Here is a 16,960-nt window from a genome sequence, read left to right on the forward strand (position 1 = left end):
AGCAGCCCCACGTGGTAACCGCTTAGCCCGCGAACTTGGCCCGCGCTGCGTGCAGCTTCTTGTAGCTGTCGACCAAGCGCAGGTGCCGATCGAGCCCCTCCAGCTTCATACTGGTCGGCGTCAAGCCATGGAAGCGCACGTTGCCCTCGACCGAGCCCACGACCGCATCCATCCGCGCATTGCCGAACATGCGGCGCAAGTTGACCTCGTAGTCGGCCAGTTCCAGTTCATCATCGAGCACCACTTCCAGCACCACGTTGAGCGCCTGATAGAACAGGCCGCGCTCCACGGTGTTGTCGTTGAACTGCAGGAACGCTTCTACCAGTTCCTTGGCTTCGTCGAAGCGCTTCAAGGCGAGCTTGATCAGCAGCTTCAATTCCAGAATGGTCAACTGGCCCCACACCGTGTTGTCGTCGAACTCCACACCGATCAAGGTGGTGATGTCGGTGTATTCGTCCACTTCGCAGTTATCCAGACGCTTGACCAGCGCCTTCAGGCTGCGATCGTCCAGGCGGTGCAGGTTGAGGATGTCTTCGCGGAACAGCAGCGCCTTGTTGGTGTTATCCCAAATCAAGTCTTCAACCGGATAGATCTCGGAATAGTCCGGCACCAGGATACGGCAGGCCTTGGCGCCAAGGTGCTCGTACACGGCCATGTACACTTCCTTGCCCAGCGATTCGAGGATGCCGAACAGGGTTGCAGCCTCTTCCTCGTTGGAGTTTTCCCCTTCACCAGAGAAGTCCCACTCAACGAATTCGAAGTCGGCCTTGGCACTGAAGAAGCGCCATGAGACGACACCGCTGGAGTCGATGAAGTGCTCGACGAAGTTGTTCGGCTCGGTCACTGCGTGGCTCTCGAACGTCGGCTGCGGCAGGTCATTGAGACCTTCGAAGCTGCGTCCCTGAAGCAACTCGGTGAGGCTGCGCTCAAGCGCGACTTCCAGGCTTGGGTGCGCGCCGAACGAGGCGAACACGCCGCCGGTGCGCGGATTCATCAAGGTCACACACATGACCGGGAATTCGCCGCCCAGCGAGGCATCCTTGACCAGCACCGGGAAGCCCTGCTCTTCCAGCCCCTTGATCCCGGCGAGGATGCCCGGGTATTTGGCCAGCACGTCCTCAGGAACATCTGGCAGGGCCAGTTCACCCTCAAGAATTTCCCGTTTTACCGCACGTTCGAAAATCTCTGACAGGCACTGCACCTGCGCCTCGGCCAGAGTGTTGCCGGCGCTCATGCCGTTGCTCAGGTACAGGTTTTCGATCAGGTTGGAGGGGAAGTACACCACTTCACCGTCGGACTGACGAACGAACGGCAGCGAACAAATGCCGCGCTTCACATTGCCCGAGTTGGTGTCGTACAGGTGCGAGCCGCGCAGTTCGCCGTCGGGGTTGTAGATCTCGAGGCAGTACTCATCGAGGATCTCGGCAGGCAAGGCGTCCTTGCTGCCGGGTTTGAACCAGCGCTCGTCCGGGTAATGCACGAACTCGGCGTTGGCGATGTCTTCGCCCCAGAACTGATCGTTGTAGAAGAAGTTGCAGTTGAGGCGTTCGATGAACTCGCCCAGCGCCGAAGCCAGGGCTCCTTCCTTGGTGGCGCCCTTGCCGTTGGTAAAGCACATGGGCGAATGCGCATCGCGCACGTGCAATGACCAGACGTTGGGCACGATATTGCGCCACGAGGCGATTTCGATCTTCATCCCAAGGCCCGCGAGAATGCCCGACATGTTGGCAATGGTCTGCTCCAGTGGCAGGTCCTTGCCAGCGATGTACGTGCTTGCCTGCGGATCGCTGTCGAGCATCAACAAGGCTTGCGCATCAGCATCCAGGTTAGCCACCTGTTCGATGACGAACTCTGGGCCGGCCTGTACCACCTTCTTCACCGTGCAACGGTCGATCGAACGCAGGATGCCCTGGCGGTCTTTGTCGGAGATATCCGCCGGCAGTTCGACCTGGATCTTGAAGATCTGGTTGTAGCGGTTTTCCGGGTCGACGATATTGTTTTGCGACAGGCGAATGTTGTCGGTGGGGATGTTGCGCGTTTCGCAATACAACTTCACGAAGTAAGCCGCACACAACGCCGACGAAGCCAGGAAGTAGTCGAACGGACCTGGCGCCGAGCCATCGCCCTTGTAGCGAATGGGCTGATCGGCGACCACCGTGAAATCATCGAACTTGGCTTCAAGTCGGAGGTTGTCGAGAAAGTTAACCTTGATTTCCATGCGGGATTACCATGATAAAGCGAAACGAAATGGCCGCCATTATCCGGATTTTTGCCGCGCAAGTCTTTGCCGATCAGCGCGGCGTACAGGTTGCAGCCGCTGGCGTGCTTGCTTAGCGTCAAGGCCGCTCATAAAATGATAATGACTCCCAATTGCGCTTCGAGCCTTTTATGACCTCCAGCCAACGCCCGCTGAACCGTCAGGTGCAGTGCCTTTACCAGGAACATCAGCGTTGGCTGTTGAGCTGGCTGCGCCCCCGCGTCGACTGCCGTGAGCTTGCCGCAGACCTGGTGCAGGATGTGTTCATTCGGGTGCTCAGTGCCAAGGATGCACAGAATCAGCTTGAGGCAGTGCGCGAACCCAAGAGTTACCTGGCCACCATCGCCCGCCGCCTGATGATCGACCATTTTCGCCGGGCTCGACTCGAACGCGCCTGGCTGCAGGCCCTGGCCGAGCAACCCGAGGCGGTCAGCATCAGCGAAGAAACCCGCGCGATTTTGCTCGAAAGCCTGTGCGAACTGGATGCGATGCTCGCCGGCCTGGGCCCAAACGTGCGCCAGGCGTTTTTGCTGTCGCAACTCGACGGCATGAGCTACAAGCTGATTGCAGAGCAATTGCAGGTTTCGGTGGTGACGGTTACCCGCTATGTAGCCAAGGCCACCCAGCATTGCGTGCTGTTCAGCCTGGGCGCCGAACGCTGATGACCGTCCTCCACGCTCGACAACGCGCAGCCCTGGAACAAGCCGCAGGATGGTTTGGGCTTTTGCAATGCGAGGAAGCCTCGGTTGCAGACCAGGCTGGCTGGCAAGCATGGCTCGACCGCGATGAATACAATCGCTGGGCCTGGGCTCAGATCGAACAACTGCAACAACGTCTGCATGGCATGCCCACGAACGTTACCGGGCGAGCGCTGCGCCTAGCCGATCAGCCCGCGCTGGATAGCAGACGCGCCGTGCTCAAAGGTTTCGCCTTGATGATGGGTACCGGCGCGCTTGGCTACGCAGGTTATCGCCAAGGCCAACGCGCAGGCTGGATGGCTGACTACCACACACGCACCGGCGAGCGGCTCAATACGATGCTCGCCGACGGATCGCGCCTGCAACTGAACACCGCCAGTGCGGTCGACGTGCTCTACAGCGCAACTCAACGCCGAATACAACTGCACAGAGGCGAGCTGCTGCTTACCAGCGCCGCCGACCCTGCTCGTCGGCCGCTGCAGGTGCAGACCGCACAGGGCAGCATTCAGGCGCTGGGCACGCGCTTCGCCGTCAGGGCCGACGGCGCGAGCACGCTGGTCAGCGTTTTTCAACATCAGGTGCGTGTCACCCCAAACGGCGCTGCGCCAGTGGTGCTCGATGCAGGCACCCAGTGCCGCTTCAACGCCAGCCAGCTTGGCGCGGTGCAACCGATCAATGCCGGTCAGGACGCCTGGAGCGAGGGCATGCTGGTGGCCAATGATCAGCGTCTGGATGCGTTTCTCGCTGAACTGAGCCGCTATCGCCCCGGCTGGTTACGCTGCGACCCCGCGGTCGCAGGGCTGCGCATCAGCGGCGCCTTCGCCATCGACGACAGCGACCAGACCTTGCGCGCACTGAGCACGACCCTGCCCGTGCGCGTCGTACAAACCACACGCTATTGGGTCACAGTGGTAGCGCTATAAAGCATCCTGGTTCGGTAATCGCCCATTTTCAACCAGCAAACGTGCTAGCCGATTGACGAATTAACCAGATAGTACAAATATCGGGGCAATCAAAAACAACAAAGTGATCTGCCATGACGCCCCGAATTCTCGTGCTCAACGGCCCCAATCTCAATCTGCTCGGCACCCGCGAACCTGAACAGTATGGCCGCGAGACGCTCGCCGACCTCGCCAACAGCTGCGCCGACAGCGCCCGCAATCTGGGCCTGGATATCGAATTCCGCCAGACCAACCACGAAGGCGAACTGATCGACTGGATCCACGCCGCCCGCGGTCGTTGCGCCGGCATCGTGATCAACCCTGGTGCGTGGACCCACACCTCGGTGGCCATCCGTGATGCGCTGGTCGCCAGCGAGCTGCCAGTGATCGAAGTACACCTGTCCAATGTGCACAAGCGTGAGCCGTTCCGGCATATCTCGTTCGTCTCGTCGATTGCCGTTGGGGTGATCTGCGGCCTGGGTAGCCATGGCTATCGCATGGCGCTGGCGCACTTTGGGCAGATGTTCGCGGAGCAAGCATCATGAGCCAACCAAGCATTCTGGCCGGCCTGATTGGCCGCGGCATCCAGGCATCCCGCACCCCTGCCCTGCATGAGCACGAGGGCGACGCGCAATCGCTGCGTTACCTGTATCGGCTGATCGATGCCGACCAGCTGGGGTTGGAAGACAGCGCCCTGCCCGATCTGCTTGAGGCCGCGCAACGCACCGGCTTTACCGGCCTCAACATCACCTTCCCGTTCAAGCAGGCGATCCTGCCGTTGCTCGATGAGCTGTCTGATGAAGCGCGTGGCATTGGCGCGGTGAACACAGTGGTGTTCAAGGACGGCAAGCGCATTGGTCATAACACTGATTGCCTGGGCTTCGCCGAGGGTTTCCGACGCGGGCTGGGCGACGTCAGCAAGCGCTTGGTGGTGCAGATGGGCGCCGGTGGCGCCGGTGCTGCAGTGGCCCATGCCCTGCTCGCTGAAGGAGTCGAACAGCTGGTGCTGTTCGAAGTCGATGTTGCGCGCGGGCAAGCCCTGGTCGACAACCTGAACCAGCGCTTCGGCGTAGGCCGAGCTGCCCTGGGCGGTGATCTCGCTGCCACCCTGGCCGATGCGGATGGCCTGGTCAACACCACACCGGTGGGCATGGCCAAGCTGCCAGGCACACCCTTGCCAGTGGAACTGCTGCACGCGCGGCTATGGGTTGCCGAGATCATCTACTTCCCGCTTGAGACAGCACTGCTGCGCCACGCCCGTGCGCTCGGCTGCCGCACACTCGACGGTGGCAACATGGCGGTGTTTCAAGCGGTCAAGGCATTCGAGCTGATCAGCGGCAGAGTCGCAGACGCCAGCAGGATGCAGGCGCATTTCGCCAGCATGAATTGAAATGCCGGGCGACGGGCTGCCGAGGTTGCAGCCCGCTTGCCTCAGCTTTCATGGCAGCCACTGGTGGCATAGCTGCGGTATTCAACGCTCTGGCGCTGGCCGTGCGAATCGAGATACTCGATGCGCGAGTTGACTACCCCGCACGCATTGCTGCGGTCATCTTCTACCGACAGTACTTTCTTCACGTCCAGCCGATCGCCATAGCGATAGTGCATGGCGCTGCTGCTTTCCATCGATACGCTGCTGGCTTGGGCAGCAATGGTGGCGCTGCTGGCAACGGCGAACAAGGCTGCACGGGCAATAGTCTTGAAGTTCATGGCAACGCTCCTGGCTAGGTGGGGAAGACCACGCTTCCCGTTGAGTGCCATTTCACCCCCGACAGGTATCTGCCCTGTGTCGCCGAAGCGGCGTTATTGCGAGCCCGTGTATCTGCAGCACTGCGAGATACACTGCAATACAAAGCCGCGCAGGCAAGCGCCTTGGCGCTCGGTACACTGCGTCCATTCTCGCTGAGACGGACTTGCCTGATGGATCACATCGACCACATCCTAATCGTCGACGACGATCGCGAAATCCGCGAGCTGGTCGGCAATTACCTGAAGAAGAACGGCCTGCGCACCAGCATTGTCGCCGATGGCCGGCAGATGCGCAGCTTTCTGGAATCGAACACGGTCGATCTGATCGTCCTCGACATCATGATGCCCGGCGACGACGGCCTGCTGCTGTGCCGTGAGTTGCGCGCCGGTCGCCAGCGTACTACGCCGGTTCTGATGCTTACCGCGCGCAATGACGAGACCGATCGCATTGTCGGTCTGGAGATGGGCGCCGATGATTACCTGACCAAACCGTTTTCCGCCCGTGAGCTACTGGCGCGGATCAACGCAGTGCTGCGCCGCACCCGGATGCTGCCGCCGAATCTGACCATCAGTGAAAGCAGCCGATTATTGGCCTTCGGCCAGTGGCGGCTGGACACCAGCGCACGCCACCTGCTTGACCAGCAAGGCACGCTGGTGGCCCTGAGCGGCGCCGAGTACCGGCTGCTGCGGGTGTTCCTCGACCACCCGCAGCGGGTACTCAGCCGCGAGCAGTTGCTCAACCTTACCCAGGGCCGTGAGGCGGATATCTTCGATCGCTCGATCGACCTGCTGGTCAGCCGCCTGCGTCAGCGTCTGGGCGACGATGCTCGTGAGCCGACCTGCATCAAAACCGTACGCAGCGAAGGTTACGTGTTCTCGCTGGCGGTTCAACTGCTCGAGCCAACACTATGAAATGGCCGCACACGCTGGCTTCGCGGCTGGCCCTGATCTTCTTCAGCGGGCTGGTGCTGGCCTACGGGCTGTCGTTCAGCCTGCAGGCCTATGAGCGCTTTGTCAGCAGCCGCTCGATGATGCTCACCAATCTCGAACAGGATGTAGCCACCTCGGTGGCAATTCTCGACCGCCTGCCCGCAGCAGAGCGCGCCGCCTGGCTGCCGCGGCTGGAGCGCAGCACCTACCGCTACCGGCTCGACAACGGTCAGAGCGGCCAGGCCATGCCCAGCGAGAACCCGCCGATGGCGGCCGAGTCGGTGGTCAAGGCAATTGGCAAGGACCATCACCTGACGTTCCTGGAGATCCCCGATCAGGACGCGCACTTCCAGGTCCATCTGCGCCTGGCCGACGGCGCCCCGCTGACCATCGATGTAACGCCAGCCCTGGCACCGGTAGCCAGCTGGCTGCCGGTTGTGCTGCTGATACAACTGGTGCTGCTGCTGATCTGTACCTGGCTCGCCGTGCACTTGGCGATAAGCCCATTGACGAGGCTATCGCAGGCAGTGGACAACCTCGACCCAAACGCCCCCGGGCCGCAACTGGATGAAAGCGGCCCACGTGAGGTCCGGTATGCGGCAGTGGCCTTCAACGCCCTGCAAGCACGTATCGCTGCCTACCTGAAAGAGCGCATGCAAATCCTCGCGGCGATTTCCCATGATTTGCAGACGCCCATTACCCGCATGAAACTGCGCGTGGAAGTGATGGATGATGGGCAGGAAAAGGACAAATTATCGAGCGACCTGAGCGCCATGGAGCATCTGGTTCGCGAGGGCGTGGCCTATGCCCGCAGCATGGACGGCGGCACCGAAGCGCCGTGCCGTGTTGATGTTGACGCCTTCATCGACAGTATCGTCTTCGATTACCAGGACAGCGGAGCCCAGGTCGAGCGGCTGGGCCATACCGGCGGTACCGTGCAGACCCGGCCGCATGCCTTGCGCCGGGTGCTGGTCAACCTGCTCGATAATGCGCTGAAGTTTGCCGGGGCTGCGCAGTTGGATGTATCCCGGCATAACGACCTGACGATCATCCGCGTGCTCGATGACGGCCCGGGCATACCTCAGGAAGAGCTCGACGAGGTACTCAAGCCGTTTTACCGGGTTGAAGGCTCACGCAATCGTCAGACCGGTGGCACCGGCCTGGGATTGGCGATTGCCCAGCAACTGACGCTTGCGATGGGCGCCAGGCTGACGTTGAGCAACCGCTCGGGCGGCGGACTCTGCGCCCAAATCGAGGTGCCTTGAAGGCGTAGCCGGGCGCTTGCAATACACAGCGATACACAATGCTGTTTGGTCGACACATTGCCGATACCTCAGCGTCGCAGACTCTGCTCTCCCCCCTCTTCATGCAGCGGAGCCTGACCATGAACGCTATGAACCGCGCCTTCAGCAGTTTCGACAATTTCGCAGGCTGGACTGCCGACATACCGCTGCGCTTGTTCCTGGCCTGGGAGTTCTTTGAATCAGGCTGGGAAAAGTTCAACGGCGGCAACTGGTTTGGCGACCTGCAAGCGAGTTTCCCGTTCCCTTTCAACCTGGTGCCTGCACAATTCAATTGGCAGCTGTCGATGTGGGTCGAGCTGGTCGCCCCGCTGCTGCTGTTGCTGGGTCTGGGCACCCGGCTGGCCTCGGCGACACTGATTATCCTGACCGTGGTAGCCATTGCCGCAGTTCACTGGCCTGCCGACTGGTCGAGCCTGGCCGAGCTGGCCAAAGGTTATGCGATTACCGACCAAGGCTATGGCAACTTCAAACTACCGCTGATTTACCTGGTGGTCTTGCTGGCCCTGCTGCTGAGGGGCGCGGGCCGATTGAGCCTGGATCATTGGCTCTGGCAGCGACGCCCGATTACCACCAATACCGCGTGATAAATTTCCGCCCACGGCCCTCGTCATTTGTACAAATGAGCCAACCAAGCGAGTAAGCCGTGGACCTGCAGAGCATTCTGGGCAATTTGTTCGCCAACGCCGCCAGCGTTGGCCTCAAGGGCGTGTTTCAGTTCGTCTTCGATGGCCATACTGCGTACTGGTACGAGGCCGGCGGCCATGCCGAAAGCGGCAGCGGCCAGCACGGCTCAGCAGATGTCAGAATTGCCGTTGCCAGCGCAGATTTCATGGCGATCATGGCCGGGCAGGCCAATGTCGAAGAACTATTCGCCAGCGGCCGCCTGATCATCGACGGCAACCTGGGCCTGGCTACTCTGCTGCCGCAGGCGATCGACATGGCGCTGCGCGGTAACCAGGCGCCTGCGGTCGAAGCCAATCGCCGCTATCCGCCAAGCGCCCGACCCAGCGATGCGCTGTCTGCAGCGCAGCAGCCGTTAACTCGAATCGAACGGCGGCCACGCGACGGCTTGTCCGTGGACGAGTTCCGCCAACACTACATGCTGCACGGCATTCCGCTGGTGATCAGCGACGCGCTGCACGACTGGCCGTTGTTCAGCAATGGTCATGAGGCCTCGCTCAAGCTGTTCGCCAACCTGCAAGGCATTACCCGCCACGGCGACTATGTCGAGAAAACCTTCTCCACCGAGCGCGACTTCCGCTCGACGTCCATGGCTGATTTTGTCTCCAGCCTGGACAACCCCATAGCGGCAAGCACTGACGGCAAGCCGCCCGCATACATGGGTAATAACATCCTGCCGGCACAACTGCTCGAACACATCCGCTACCCCGCCTATTTCGAAACCGAGCAATTCATCCCGCCGCGCATCTGGATCGGCCCCAAAGGCACGCTGACGCCCCTGCATCGCGACGACAGCGACAACCTGTTCGCTCAGGTCTGGGGAGAAAAGTCGTTCATACTCGCCGCGCCCCATCACCGCGAGGCCCTAGGCTGCTGGGCGACATCGCCAGACGGGGGACTGGAAGGCTGTGACGTTGACCCCAAAGCGCCCGATTACGCGCAATTCCCGCGTTGCCGCGAGGTGCGGTTCCTGGAAGTTGTGCTGCAGGCTGGCGACTTGCTGTTCCTGCCCGAAGGCTGGTTTCATCAAGTCGAGTCGCTGTCGACATCGTTGTCGGTGAATTTCTGGGTGGACTCAGGCCGCGGCTGGCCACGCTCGCCGCTGCCTGAGGTGGTCGAAGCAGCGCCCTGCCCTAGAGTACCCGCTTGATCAGCGGCTCCAGCCGACTGAAACGCAAGCGTTTGAGGAATTTGCGCACCTGCTGCGGATGCTCGCCCGGCTCGCCCAGCTCACTGGCCGAGCGCAGCGCCGGCGCATGGCGCCTGAGCGCTTGCAACTCTTTCTCGCGCGGCGCCAACCACTGGCCCAGCGGGTCATCGATGAGCAACCCGTTTTCAAGGTCGAGGTTGAAGCCGCGCGGGTTGAGATTGTTGCCGGTGAGCAGGCTGTAGCGCTGATCGATCCAAACGCCCTTGGCGTGGAAGGTGTGGCCGGGGTCATTCCAGATGCGCAAGGTCAACTGACCCGCGTCGATCGCCGCCTGGCGGCGTTTGGCAAAGGCGCGCAGGGTGTCTTCGTACAGGTACGGCAATACACCACTGGCGCTGAATGGCTCACCAGGCGCGACGTAAAAATCATTGGCAGTACGGTCGCCGACAATGATTTCCAGCGCCACACCACGCGCCAGTGCCCGATCAATCTCGGTCATGACCAGGCGCGGCGGATTGAAATAGGGCGTACTGATGACGATCTGCTCGTCCGCTGCCGCGAGTAACGCGCAGATCGCACGGTTGAGCGGGTTGCCACGGCCAATGCCGAGCAGCGGGATGACCCGCAGGCCGTGACTGGCCGGTTCAGCCGGCAATGGATAGGTCATGCGCCGCAAGCGTGCGCGCAAGCGACGGATAGCCGCGCGCATGGTGCGCGTGGCCGGCAGCGCGGGCTGGTCCAGGCGCGGCGTGGCAGCGCTGGCCAGCACCTCGTGGACCAGGCTGACCATGGCATCGGCAAGGCTTGGGCACTCGAACAGGTGATAACGGTCGAGGCGATACCGATCGAAGCGATGCAGGTAAACGTTGTTGAGGCTGGCACCGGTGTAGATCACGCAATCATCGATGACGCTGCCTTTGAGGTGCAGCACGCCAAACAGCTCACGGGTTTGTACCGGTACGCCATGGATGACGACGTCCAGACCGCGCTGTTCGCGCTGGGCCTGATACCAGGCGGCGTTGCCGGGCTGGCGGCCAGCGCCAAGCAAGCCACGACGCGCGCGGAACCAGTCAACCACGATGACAATCTGCAGTTCAGGCCGCGCCGCCTTGGCCTGGTAAAGCGCGTCCAGCACCTCTTGACCGGCTTCGTCTTCCTGCAGGTACAGCGCCACGATGACGATGCGCCGCTGCGCGCTGGCAATGCGTTCGAGCAACACCGTGCGATAAGCTGCAGCATCAGGCAGAGCGCTGATGGCTTGCGGGTTGATGGCAAAACCAAGCTGGGGAACAGGCATGGACGTGCGGATCAAGCGGATCACCTCCGGTCTCGAGTGAAATGCAAGGTTCACCCGTGCATTGCGTGGCGCCCATCATAGCAATAACGCCAGCACGCCCGACCATCGCGATCATTACAAAAAAATGAAGGGATGAGATGTCGCCGCCACCAGAGCAGCCCAGATTGCCTGGGGCTGCCCGGGGCGAGAACGGCTACTTCAGATCGAAACGGTCCAACTCCATTACCTTCACCCAGGCCGCGATGAAGTCCTTGGCAAACTTCTCACTGGCATCACTGCTGGCGTAAACCTCGCTCAATGCGCGTAACTGCGCATGGGAGCCGAACACCAGATCTACCCGGGTACCCGTCCACTTCGGCTGGCCAGTTTTGCGGTCACGGCCTTCGAACGCATTGTTGTCCGCACCGGTCGCCTTCCATTCAACGCTCATATCCAGCAAGTTGCGGAAGAAGTCATTGCTCAACTGCCCAGGTTTGTCGGTGAACACGCCGTGCTTGCTCGCATCGTTGTTCGCGCCCAGCACACGCAGACCACCGATCAGCACGGTCAGCTCTGGCGCGGTCAAGGTCAGCAGTTGCGCCTTGTCCAGCAACAGCCGCTCTGCCTTGACGTTGTAACTGCCCTTGGCGAAGTTTCGGAAACCGTCAGCCAACGGTTCCAGCGCACCGAACGATTCGACATCGGTCTGCTCCTGCGAAGCGTCGACACGACCCGGGCGGAACGGCACAGTCAGGGCATGGCCGGCATCACGCGCCGCTTTTTCAACGGCAGCACTGCCAGCCAGCACAATCAAGTCGGCCATCGACATCTGCTGGCCGCCAGTGGCGAAACCGCTGCGAATGCCTTCCAGCACACCCAGCACTTTATCCAGCTGCTGCGGCTGATTGGCGGCCCAGAACTTCTGCGGCGCCAGGCGTATGCGCGCGCCGTTGGCACCGCCACGTTTGTCCGAGCCACGGAAGGTCGAGGCCGAAGCCCAGGCGGTATTGACCAGCTCGCCTAGGCTCAGGCCCGAGGCGAGCACTTTGCTCTTGAGCGAGGCGATGTCTTGCTCGCTCAGTGCCGAGGGGGTGGCTTTGGGCAGAGGGTCTTGCCAGAGCAGCTCTTCCTGCGGCAGCTCCGGCCCCAGATAGCGCGCCAGCGGGCCCATGTCGCGATGGATCAGCTTGTACCAGGCGCGCGCAAAGGCATCCGCCAACTGCTCGGGGTGATCCTTGAAGCGACGCGCTATCGGCTCATAGATGGGGTCAAAGCGCAACGCCAGGTCGGAGGTCAGCATTGACGGCGCATGGCGCTTGCTTGGGTCGTGCGCGTCGGGGATCTGCCCTGCCCCATCACCGTTCTTTGGCTGCCACTGATGGGCGCCAGCAGGGCTTTTGCTCAGTTCCCAGTCGAAGCGGAACAGATTTTCCAGATACTCGTTGCTCCAGCGCGTCGGCGTCGAGGTCCAGGTCACTTCGAGGCCACTGGTAATGGTGTCGGGCCCTTTGCCGGTGCCAAACTTGTTGTGCCAACCCAGACCTTGCTGTTCCAGGCCGGCAGCCTCGGGCTCGGCGCCAACGTTGTCGGCCGGACCGGCGCCGTGGGTCTTGCCAAAGGCGTGCCCGCCAGCGATCAGGGCCACGGTTTCTTCATCATTCATGGCCATGCGGCCGAAAGTCTCGCGGATATCCTTGGCCGATGCGACTGGGTCCGGATTGCCTTCGGGGCCTTCCGGGTTGACATAGATCAGGCCCATCTGCACCGCCGCCAGCGGATTCTCCAGGCTGCGCCCGGCATCGGTGCGGCTTTGTTCCTCACCATGCTTGGCGGGCTCGGCAACCAGGTCACCCTGGCCCGGCGCCTGGGCCTTGCCGTAGCGGGTGTCACCGCCCAGCCAGACCTTTTCCGACCCCCAGTAGACGTCTTCGTCGGGTTCCCACACATCGGCTCGGCCGCCGGAATAGCCAAAGGTCTTGAAGCCCATCGATTCGAGGGCGACGTTGCCGGTCAGTACGATCAAGTCAGCCCAGGAGATAGCCTTGCCGTATTTCTGCTTGATCGGCCACAGCAGACGCCTCGCCTTGTCCAGGCTGACGTTGTCTGGCCAGCTGTTGAGCGGCGCGAAGCGTTGTTGTCCGGAGCCTGCACCACCGCGCCCGTCGCCAATGCGATAGGTGCCGGCGCTATGCCAGGCCATGCGTACGAACAACGGCCCGTAATGGCCAAAGTCGGCTGGCCACCACTCCTGCGAATCGGTCATCAGCGCGGTCAGGTCCTGTTTGAGCGCTTGAAAATCAAGGCTGGCATAGGCTTTGGCGTAGTCAAAATCGGGGTCCATTGGATCGGACTTGTCTGAATGCTGGTGCAGAATGTTCAGGTTGAGTTGGTCAGGCCACCAGTCACGATTGCTGGTGCCACCACCTGCGGTTTGATGGAACGGGCATTTCGATTCGTTCGACATCTGCGGGTACCTTCGGGTCGGGTTCTGTCAGAGTTCCGGTCTAGGCCAGCTTGATCAGCCGAGCACATAGGCTCGGCCGTCTGCTCATCAGGTGGAGCGGTCAGGCCGCCACAAGCGTGCAAAGGGGTTGCCTGGATACGGCGTGTTGTGCAGCAGGCGCTGCGCAGCCGCAGGCTTGTCCCTTGACCAAGACTAGCTGAGCGCGGGCAGAGGTCTAATAGAGCAAGTATTACCCACCGATAGCGTGAATATGTCAGCACCCCGAAGCCAACGTGCGCGCCAGCAGATTACTTGCGCCGTTGCATCCACGCAGCGCCCAGACCACTGAGGCAGATGATCGCGATGCCCACCATGCTCAGGTGGTCTGGCACCTGGCCGAAGACCACAAAGCCCAACAGCCCGGCAAACACGATCTGGCAGTAGCTGAACGGCGCCAGCATGGCCGGTGCGGCAAAGCGGAAGGCCTGGGTCAGCAACAGGTGCGCAGACATCCCGAAACCACCCAGCGCCAGCATCAGCAGCAGGTGGTCCCACTCGGGCATCTTCCAGAAAAACGGCACCAATGCCGTCATCACCAGGGTATTGCACAGCCCGGCGAAGAAGTTGCTGGTGGTCGGGCTGTCATAGGCAGCTACTTTGCGGGTGAGTAGCTGATAAAAGCAGAAACCCAATGCAGAGCCGAACGGGAAAAGAATCGCCGGGGTGAACATTGAGCCGCCTGGGTGTACCACTACCAACACGCCAATGAAGCCCATTACTACCGCGACCCACTGGCCAGTGGTGACATGCTCTTTGAGCAGCGGTACCGACAATGCCGTCACCAACACCGGTGCGAGAAAGTTGACCGAAGTGGCCTCGGCCAATGGCAGATACTGCAAGCCCGCGGTAAACAGCAGGCTGGTACTCAGCAGGCTCAGTGCACGCAGCGTCTGCAACACAGGCTTGCGGGTACGCAGCACCGCCATGCCCGACTTGGGCAGAAAGATCCCAGCCATCAGCAATGTATGCACCAGATAGCGGACCCACACCACCATGATGATCGGGTACAGACCACCGAGGAACTTGGACAGCGCATCATGGCTGGCAAACAGGAAAGTGGCGACCACTACCAGGGCGATGCCTCGCAGCGGCTGATTGACTCCGGACAGCGGTGTACTCGAACTCATGGCGTACTCAGATAGGGACTTGGCAGCTACTCCGCCAAGATCCGGCTGCCATCAAAGGCGGCCTGGATATGGGCGAATTCTAGAAGAGATGCGCGCAATTGCGATAGCCGGTAATGGATTGCCGTGTCTAGCGGCCGCTTTAGCGTTCGCTGATCGAACACTTTTTCACAGCAGGTACGACAGCACCGATGCGCTAAAGCTCCCGGCGCAACAGGTATGTATCCATGATCCAGCCCTTGCGTTGCCGCGCTTGTTCACGCGCGGCCACAATCTGCGCCTTCATCTGCAACAAAGGCCCGGCAAGCAGCAGCTCGTCCGCCGTGCCGAGATAGGCGCCCCAGTAAATATGCAGTTGTGGGTCGTCGATATCGGCGAACGCGCACTGGCCATCAAGCATGACCAGCACATTGTCGATCTGCTTCACTGCGCCGAGCTGCCGCCCGGGAAGTACGGTCAGCGGCTCGCCAATGCGGTTCAGCGGGATCTGATGACGAGCTGCCAGGGCCTGAATACTGCTGATGCCGGGGATGACTTCGAGTTGCAGTTGTGTACCGTGCTGGCGTACCAACTGGAGAATGCGCAGCGTACTGTCGTACAGGCTTGGTTCGCCCCACAGCAAGAAAGCACCCACGTCGTCCGGGCCGAGTTCTTCATCGATCAATCTTGCGTAGAGCGCTGCGCGTTGCTGGTGCCAGTCCTGTACTGCCTCAATGTAATCGCTGGCCAATGCATCACGCTGCGGATCATCGACTTGCAGCACCCGGTAGTCGCCAGTGGGCAGGTAGCGCTCGAGAATTGCCCGGCGCATGCGCACCAGCTCATCAGAGCGGGCGCCCTTGTCGAGGACGAAGAATACCGTGGCCCGCTTGAGCGCATCGACTGCCTCGAACGTCACCTGCCGCGGATCACCAGGGCCGATGCCGATCAATAACAACTGCTTCATTAGCCACTCCCGCTCGGGTTTGCTGTGATTGCCAGACCCTGAGTGTCGGCTTGAGCCGACTTTATGTCGAGCAGTTAAGGCTGTGGGTGAACAGCAAATAAATTAACGCACATAAAACTAGTAAAGTTCCCTGGCTACTTGCAAAGTTTATGGTTTACCGTGACGCCGACGGCAACTACACTCGGGACTACTGAACAGCACTATCCCTGCGTGACCGACGTTAAATCTTCTTACGATGTTCGTCACGTTTTGACGCAGTCTTATTTAAGGAGTGATGAAAGTGTCCAGACTTGCAGAGTTTCGCGCTGCCGAAAAAGCGCTTCAGGAACAGATCGCCCAACTCGAGGCGCTCAAGCAGGATGCCGGTCTCAAACGCGAAATCGAGTTCGAGCAGAAACTGCTGGGCCTTATGAAAACTTACGAAAAGGGCCTGCGCGATATCGTCGCCATCCTTGATCCAAAAGGCAGCAGCAAACCCGCCACCAAGGCGTCCGGGGCGACCCCAAAACAGCAGCGCCGCGCCCGCGTGGTCAAGGTTTATGAGAACCCGCACACTGGCGAACTGATCGAAACCAAGGGCGGTAACCACCGCGGTCTGAAAGCCTGGAAAGAAGAATACGGCGCCAGCACTGTCGACGGCTGGTTGCGTCCATGAAACATGGACATACACTTCACACTTTTTTCACAGCTTGTGGGCCATGATCAATTCCAGCTAACGGATTAGCGACCCCATCTGCGCCCGCACACGCGGGCCTCTAATTTCAGCGCCCTGCCCTCGTGCAGGGCGCTTTCATTTTGCCTCCCCGCTCACGTCCCGTATCATGGACGGCCTGTCTTACCGCTGGTGCCTGCGGGCCCGGCCTCGTCTCTGGAGCCTTCATGAGCCTGAACGATCTCAACACCTTGCCTGGCGTTACCGCTCAAACGGACGCTGCCACTGCGCAATTCGTTTTCAACCACACCATGCTGCGCGTCAAGGACATCGAGAAGTCGCTGGACTTCTACACCCGCGTGCTCGGTTTCAAACTGGTGGACAAGCGCGACTTCGTCGAAGCCAAGTTCAGCCTGTACTTCCTGGCACTGGTTGACCCCGCGCAAATTCCGGCTGATGACGATGCTCGTCACCAGTGGATGAAGTCGATCCCGGGCGTGCTGGAGCTGACTCATAACCACGGCACTGAAAGTGATGCAGCGTTTGCCTATCACGATGGCAACACTGACCCACGCGGTTTTGGTCATATCTGCATTTCGGTGCCTGATGTAGTTGCAGCGTGCGAACGCTTTGAAGCTTTGCAGGTGCCGTTCCAGAAGCGCCTGAGCGACGGCCGCATGAACCATCTGGCATTCATCAAAGACCCCGATGGTTACTGGGTCGAAGTGATTCAGCCGACGCCCTTGTAAGCA

The 16,960-nt window shown here is 60.8% G+C and carries 16 protein-coding genes; 10 read left to right on the forward strand and 6 right to left on the reverse strand.

Annotation, left to right across the window (positions count from 1 at the left end):
• Positions 1-22: 22 nt before the first annotated feature.
• Positions 23-2,218 carry an OsmC domain/YcaO domain-containing protein gene (locus tag CXQ80_RS13025; protein WP_101320096.1) on the reverse strand — a complete coding sequence of 732 codons (2,196 nt, stop codon included), beginning with the start codon at positions 2,216-2,218 and terminating at the stop codon, positions 23-25.
• 170 nt (positions 2,219-2,388) lie between these two features.
• Between CXQ80_RS13025 and CXQ80_RS13030 the strand changes: the two genes are divergently transcribed.
• From CXQ80_RS13030 to CXQ80_RS13045, 4 genes are all read left to right on the forward strand, one after another.
• Positions 2,389-2,919 (forward strand): sigma-70 family RNA polymerase sigma factor, encoded by a 531-nt coding sequence (locus CXQ80_RS13030; protein WP_101320098.1) that lies wholly within the window; start codon positions 2,389-2,391, stop codon positions 2,917-2,919.
• Positions 2,919-3,878 carry a FecR domain-containing protein gene (locus CXQ80_RS13035; protein ID WP_101320100.1) on the forward strand — a complete coding sequence of 320 codons (960 nt, stop codon included), beginning with the start codon at positions 2,919-2,921 and terminating at the stop codon, positions 3,876-3,878. The genes CXQ80_RS13030 and CXQ80_RS13035 overlap by 1 nt, the downstream gene beginning before the upstream one ends.
• Before the next feature lie 113 nt (positions 3,879-3,991).
• On the forward strand, positions 3,992-4,441 hold the full coding sequence (gene aroQ / locus CXQ80_RS13040; RefSeq protein ID WP_101320102.1) for a type II 3-dehydroquinate dehydratase: 450 nt from the start codon (positions 3,992-3,994) through the stop codon (positions 4,439-4,441).
• A complete protein-coding gene (locus CXQ80_RS13045) occupies positions 4,438-5,286 on the forward strand; it encodes a shikimate dehydrogenase (RefSeq protein WP_101320104.1) in 849 nt (282 codons plus the stop codon). Before aroQ ends, CXQ80_RS13045 begins: the two co-directional genes overlap by 4 nt.
• 41 nt (positions 5,287-5,327) lie before the next feature.
• On the opposite strand, the gene CXQ80_RS13050 is transcribed toward CXQ80_RS13045, so the two are convergent.
• Positions 5,328-5,603: a DUF2790 domain-containing protein gene (locus tag CXQ80_RS13050; protein ID WP_101320106.1), complete on the reverse strand. Its 276-nt coding sequence runs from the start codon at positions 5,601-5,603 to the stop codon at positions 5,328-5,330.
• Between the two features lie 210 nt (positions 5,604-5,813).
• Between CXQ80_RS13050 and CXQ80_RS13055 the strand changes: the two genes are divergently transcribed.
• From CXQ80_RS13055 to CXQ80_RS13070, 4 genes are all read left to right on the forward strand, one after another.
• Entirely contained in the window at positions 5,814-6,554 is a 741-nt protein-coding gene (locus CXQ80_RS13055; protein WP_101320108.1) for a response regulator, read from the forward strand.
• Complete coding sequence (locus CXQ80_RS13060; protein WP_101320110.1) at positions 6,551-7,837, forward strand: HAMP domain-containing sensor histidine kinase; 1,287 nt, start codon at positions 6,551-6,553, stop codon at positions 7,835-7,837. The genes CXQ80_RS13055 and CXQ80_RS13060 overlap by 4 nt, the downstream gene beginning before the upstream one ends.
• Positions 7,838-7,956: 119 nt before the next feature.
• Complete coding sequence (locus tag CXQ80_RS13065; RefSeq protein WP_101323041.1) at positions 7,957-8,460, forward strand: DoxX family protein; 504 nt, start codon at positions 7,957-7,959, stop codon at positions 8,458-8,460.
• Between the two features lie 59 nt (positions 8,461-8,519).
• Positions 8,520-9,707, forward strand: a complete 1,188-nt coding sequence (locus tag CXQ80_RS13070) for a cupin-like domain-containing protein (RefSeq protein WP_101320112.1) — start codon at positions 8,520-8,522, stop codon at positions 9,705-9,707.
• Here CXQ80_RS13070 and pssA read toward each other — a convergent pair.
• The 4 genes from pssA to cobF all read right to left on the reverse strand — a co-directional run bounded on the left by pssA (position 9,691) and on the right by cobF (position 15,556).
• Complete coding sequence (pssA, locus tag CXQ80_RS13075) at positions 9,691-11,004, reverse strand: CDP-diacylglycerol--serine O-phosphatidyltransferase (protein ID WP_101320114.1); 1,314 nt, start codon at positions 11,002-11,004, stop codon at positions 9,691-9,693. The two genes, CXQ80_RS13070 and pssA, sit on opposite strands and share 17 nt — an antisense overlap.
• Before the next feature lie 193 nt (positions 11,005-11,197).
• Complete coding sequence (gene katG, locus CXQ80_RS13080; RefSeq protein ID WP_101320116.1) at positions 11,198-13,447, reverse strand: catalase/peroxidase HPI; 2,250 nt, start codon at positions 13,445-13,447, stop codon at positions 11,198-11,200.
• Positions 13,448-13,734: 287 nt separating this feature from the next.
• Entirely contained in the window at positions 13,735-14,613 is an 879-nt protein-coding gene (locus CXQ80_RS13085; protein WP_101320118.1) for a DMT family transporter, read from the reverse strand.
• 193 nt (positions 14,614-14,806) lie between these two features.
• On the reverse strand, positions 14,807-15,556 hold the full coding sequence (gene cobF / locus CXQ80_RS13090) for a precorrin-6A synthase (deacetylating) (RefSeq protein WP_101320120.1): 750 nt from the start codon (positions 15,554-15,556) through the stop codon (positions 14,807-14,809).
• A 280-nt stretch (positions 15,557-15,836) separates the two neighbouring features.
• Here cobF and CXQ80_RS13095 point away from each other — a divergent pair, with 280 nt between their 5' ends.
• Positions 15,837-16,211 (forward strand): histone-like nucleoid-structuring protein, MvaT/MvaU family, encoded by a 375-nt coding sequence (locus CXQ80_RS13095; RefSeq protein ID WP_101323042.1) that lies wholly within the window; start codon positions 15,837-15,839, stop codon positions 16,209-16,211.
• A 224-nt stretch (positions 16,212-16,435) separates the two neighbouring features.
• Positions 16,436-16,957, forward strand: coding sequence for a lactoylglutathione lyase (gloA, locus tag CXQ80_RS13100; RefSeq protein WP_101320122.1), 522 nt, complete (start codon positions 16,436-16,438; stop codon positions 16,955-16,957).
• Positions 16,958-16,960: the final 3 nt, after the last annotated feature.

Origin of the sequence: Pseudomonas sp. 02C 26 (assembly GCF_002843585.1) — a bacterium.
Classification (GTDB): Bacteria; Pseudomonadota; Gammaproteobacteria; order Pseudomonadales; family Pseudomonadaceae; genus Aquipseudomonas; species Aquipseudomonas shirazensis.

Bases quoted from the DNA above. Each gene is read 5' to 3' on its own strand.
- CXQ80_RS13055 (WP_101320108.1), top strand. From the start codon at position 5,814: ATGGATCACATCGACCACATCCTAATCGTCGACGACGATCGCGAAATC.
- cobF (WP_101320120.1), bottom strand. From the start codon at position 15,556: ATGAAGCAGTTGTTATTGATCGGCATCGGCCCTGGTGATCCGCGGCAG.
- CXQ80_RS13065 (WP_101323041.1), top strand. From the start codon at position 7,957: ATGAACGCTATGAACCGCGCCTTCAGCAGTTTCGACAATTTCGCAGGC.
- CXQ80_RS13045 (WP_101320104.1), top strand. From the start codon at position 4,438: ATGAGCCAACCAAGCATTCTGGCCGGCCTGATTGGCCGCGGCATCCAG.
- CXQ80_RS13050 (WP_101320106.1), bottom strand. From the start codon at position 5,603: ATGAACTTCAAGACTATTGCCCGTGCAGCCTTGTTCGCCGTTGCCAGC.
- aroQ (WP_101320102.1), top strand. From the start codon at position 3,992: ATGACGCCCCGAATTCTCGTGCTCAACGGCCCCAATCTCAATCTGCTC.
- gloA (WP_101320122.1), top strand. From the start codon at position 16,436: ATGAGCCTGAACGATCTCAACACCTTGCCTGGCGTTACCGCTCAAACG.
- pssA (WP_101320114.1), bottom strand. From the start codon at position 11,004: ATGCCTGTTCCCCAGCTTGGTTTTGCCATCAACCCGCAAGCCATCAGC.
- CXQ80_RS13085 (WP_101320118.1), bottom strand. From the start codon at position 14,613: ATGAGTTCGAGTACACCGCTGTCCGGAGTCAATCAGCCGCTGCGAGGC.
- katG (WP_101320116.1), bottom strand. From the start codon at position 13,447: ATGTCGAACGAATCGAAATGCCCGTTCCATCAAACCGCAGGTGGTGGC.
- CXQ80_RS13060 (WP_101320110.1), top strand. From the start codon at position 6,551: ATGAAATGGCCGCACACGCTGGCTTCGCGGCTGGCCCTGATCTTCTTC.
- CXQ80_RS13035 (WP_101320100.1), top strand. From the start codon at position 2,919: ATGACCGTCCTCCACGCTCGACAACGCGCAGCCCTGGAACAAGCCGCA.
- CXQ80_RS13025 (WP_101320096.1), bottom strand. From the start codon at position 2,218: ATGGAAATCAAGGTTAACTTTCTCGACAACCTCCGACTTGAAGCCAAG.
- CXQ80_RS13030 (WP_101320098.1), top strand. From the start codon at position 2,389: ATGACCTCCAGCCAACGCCCGCTGAACCGTCAGGTGCAGTGCCTTTAC.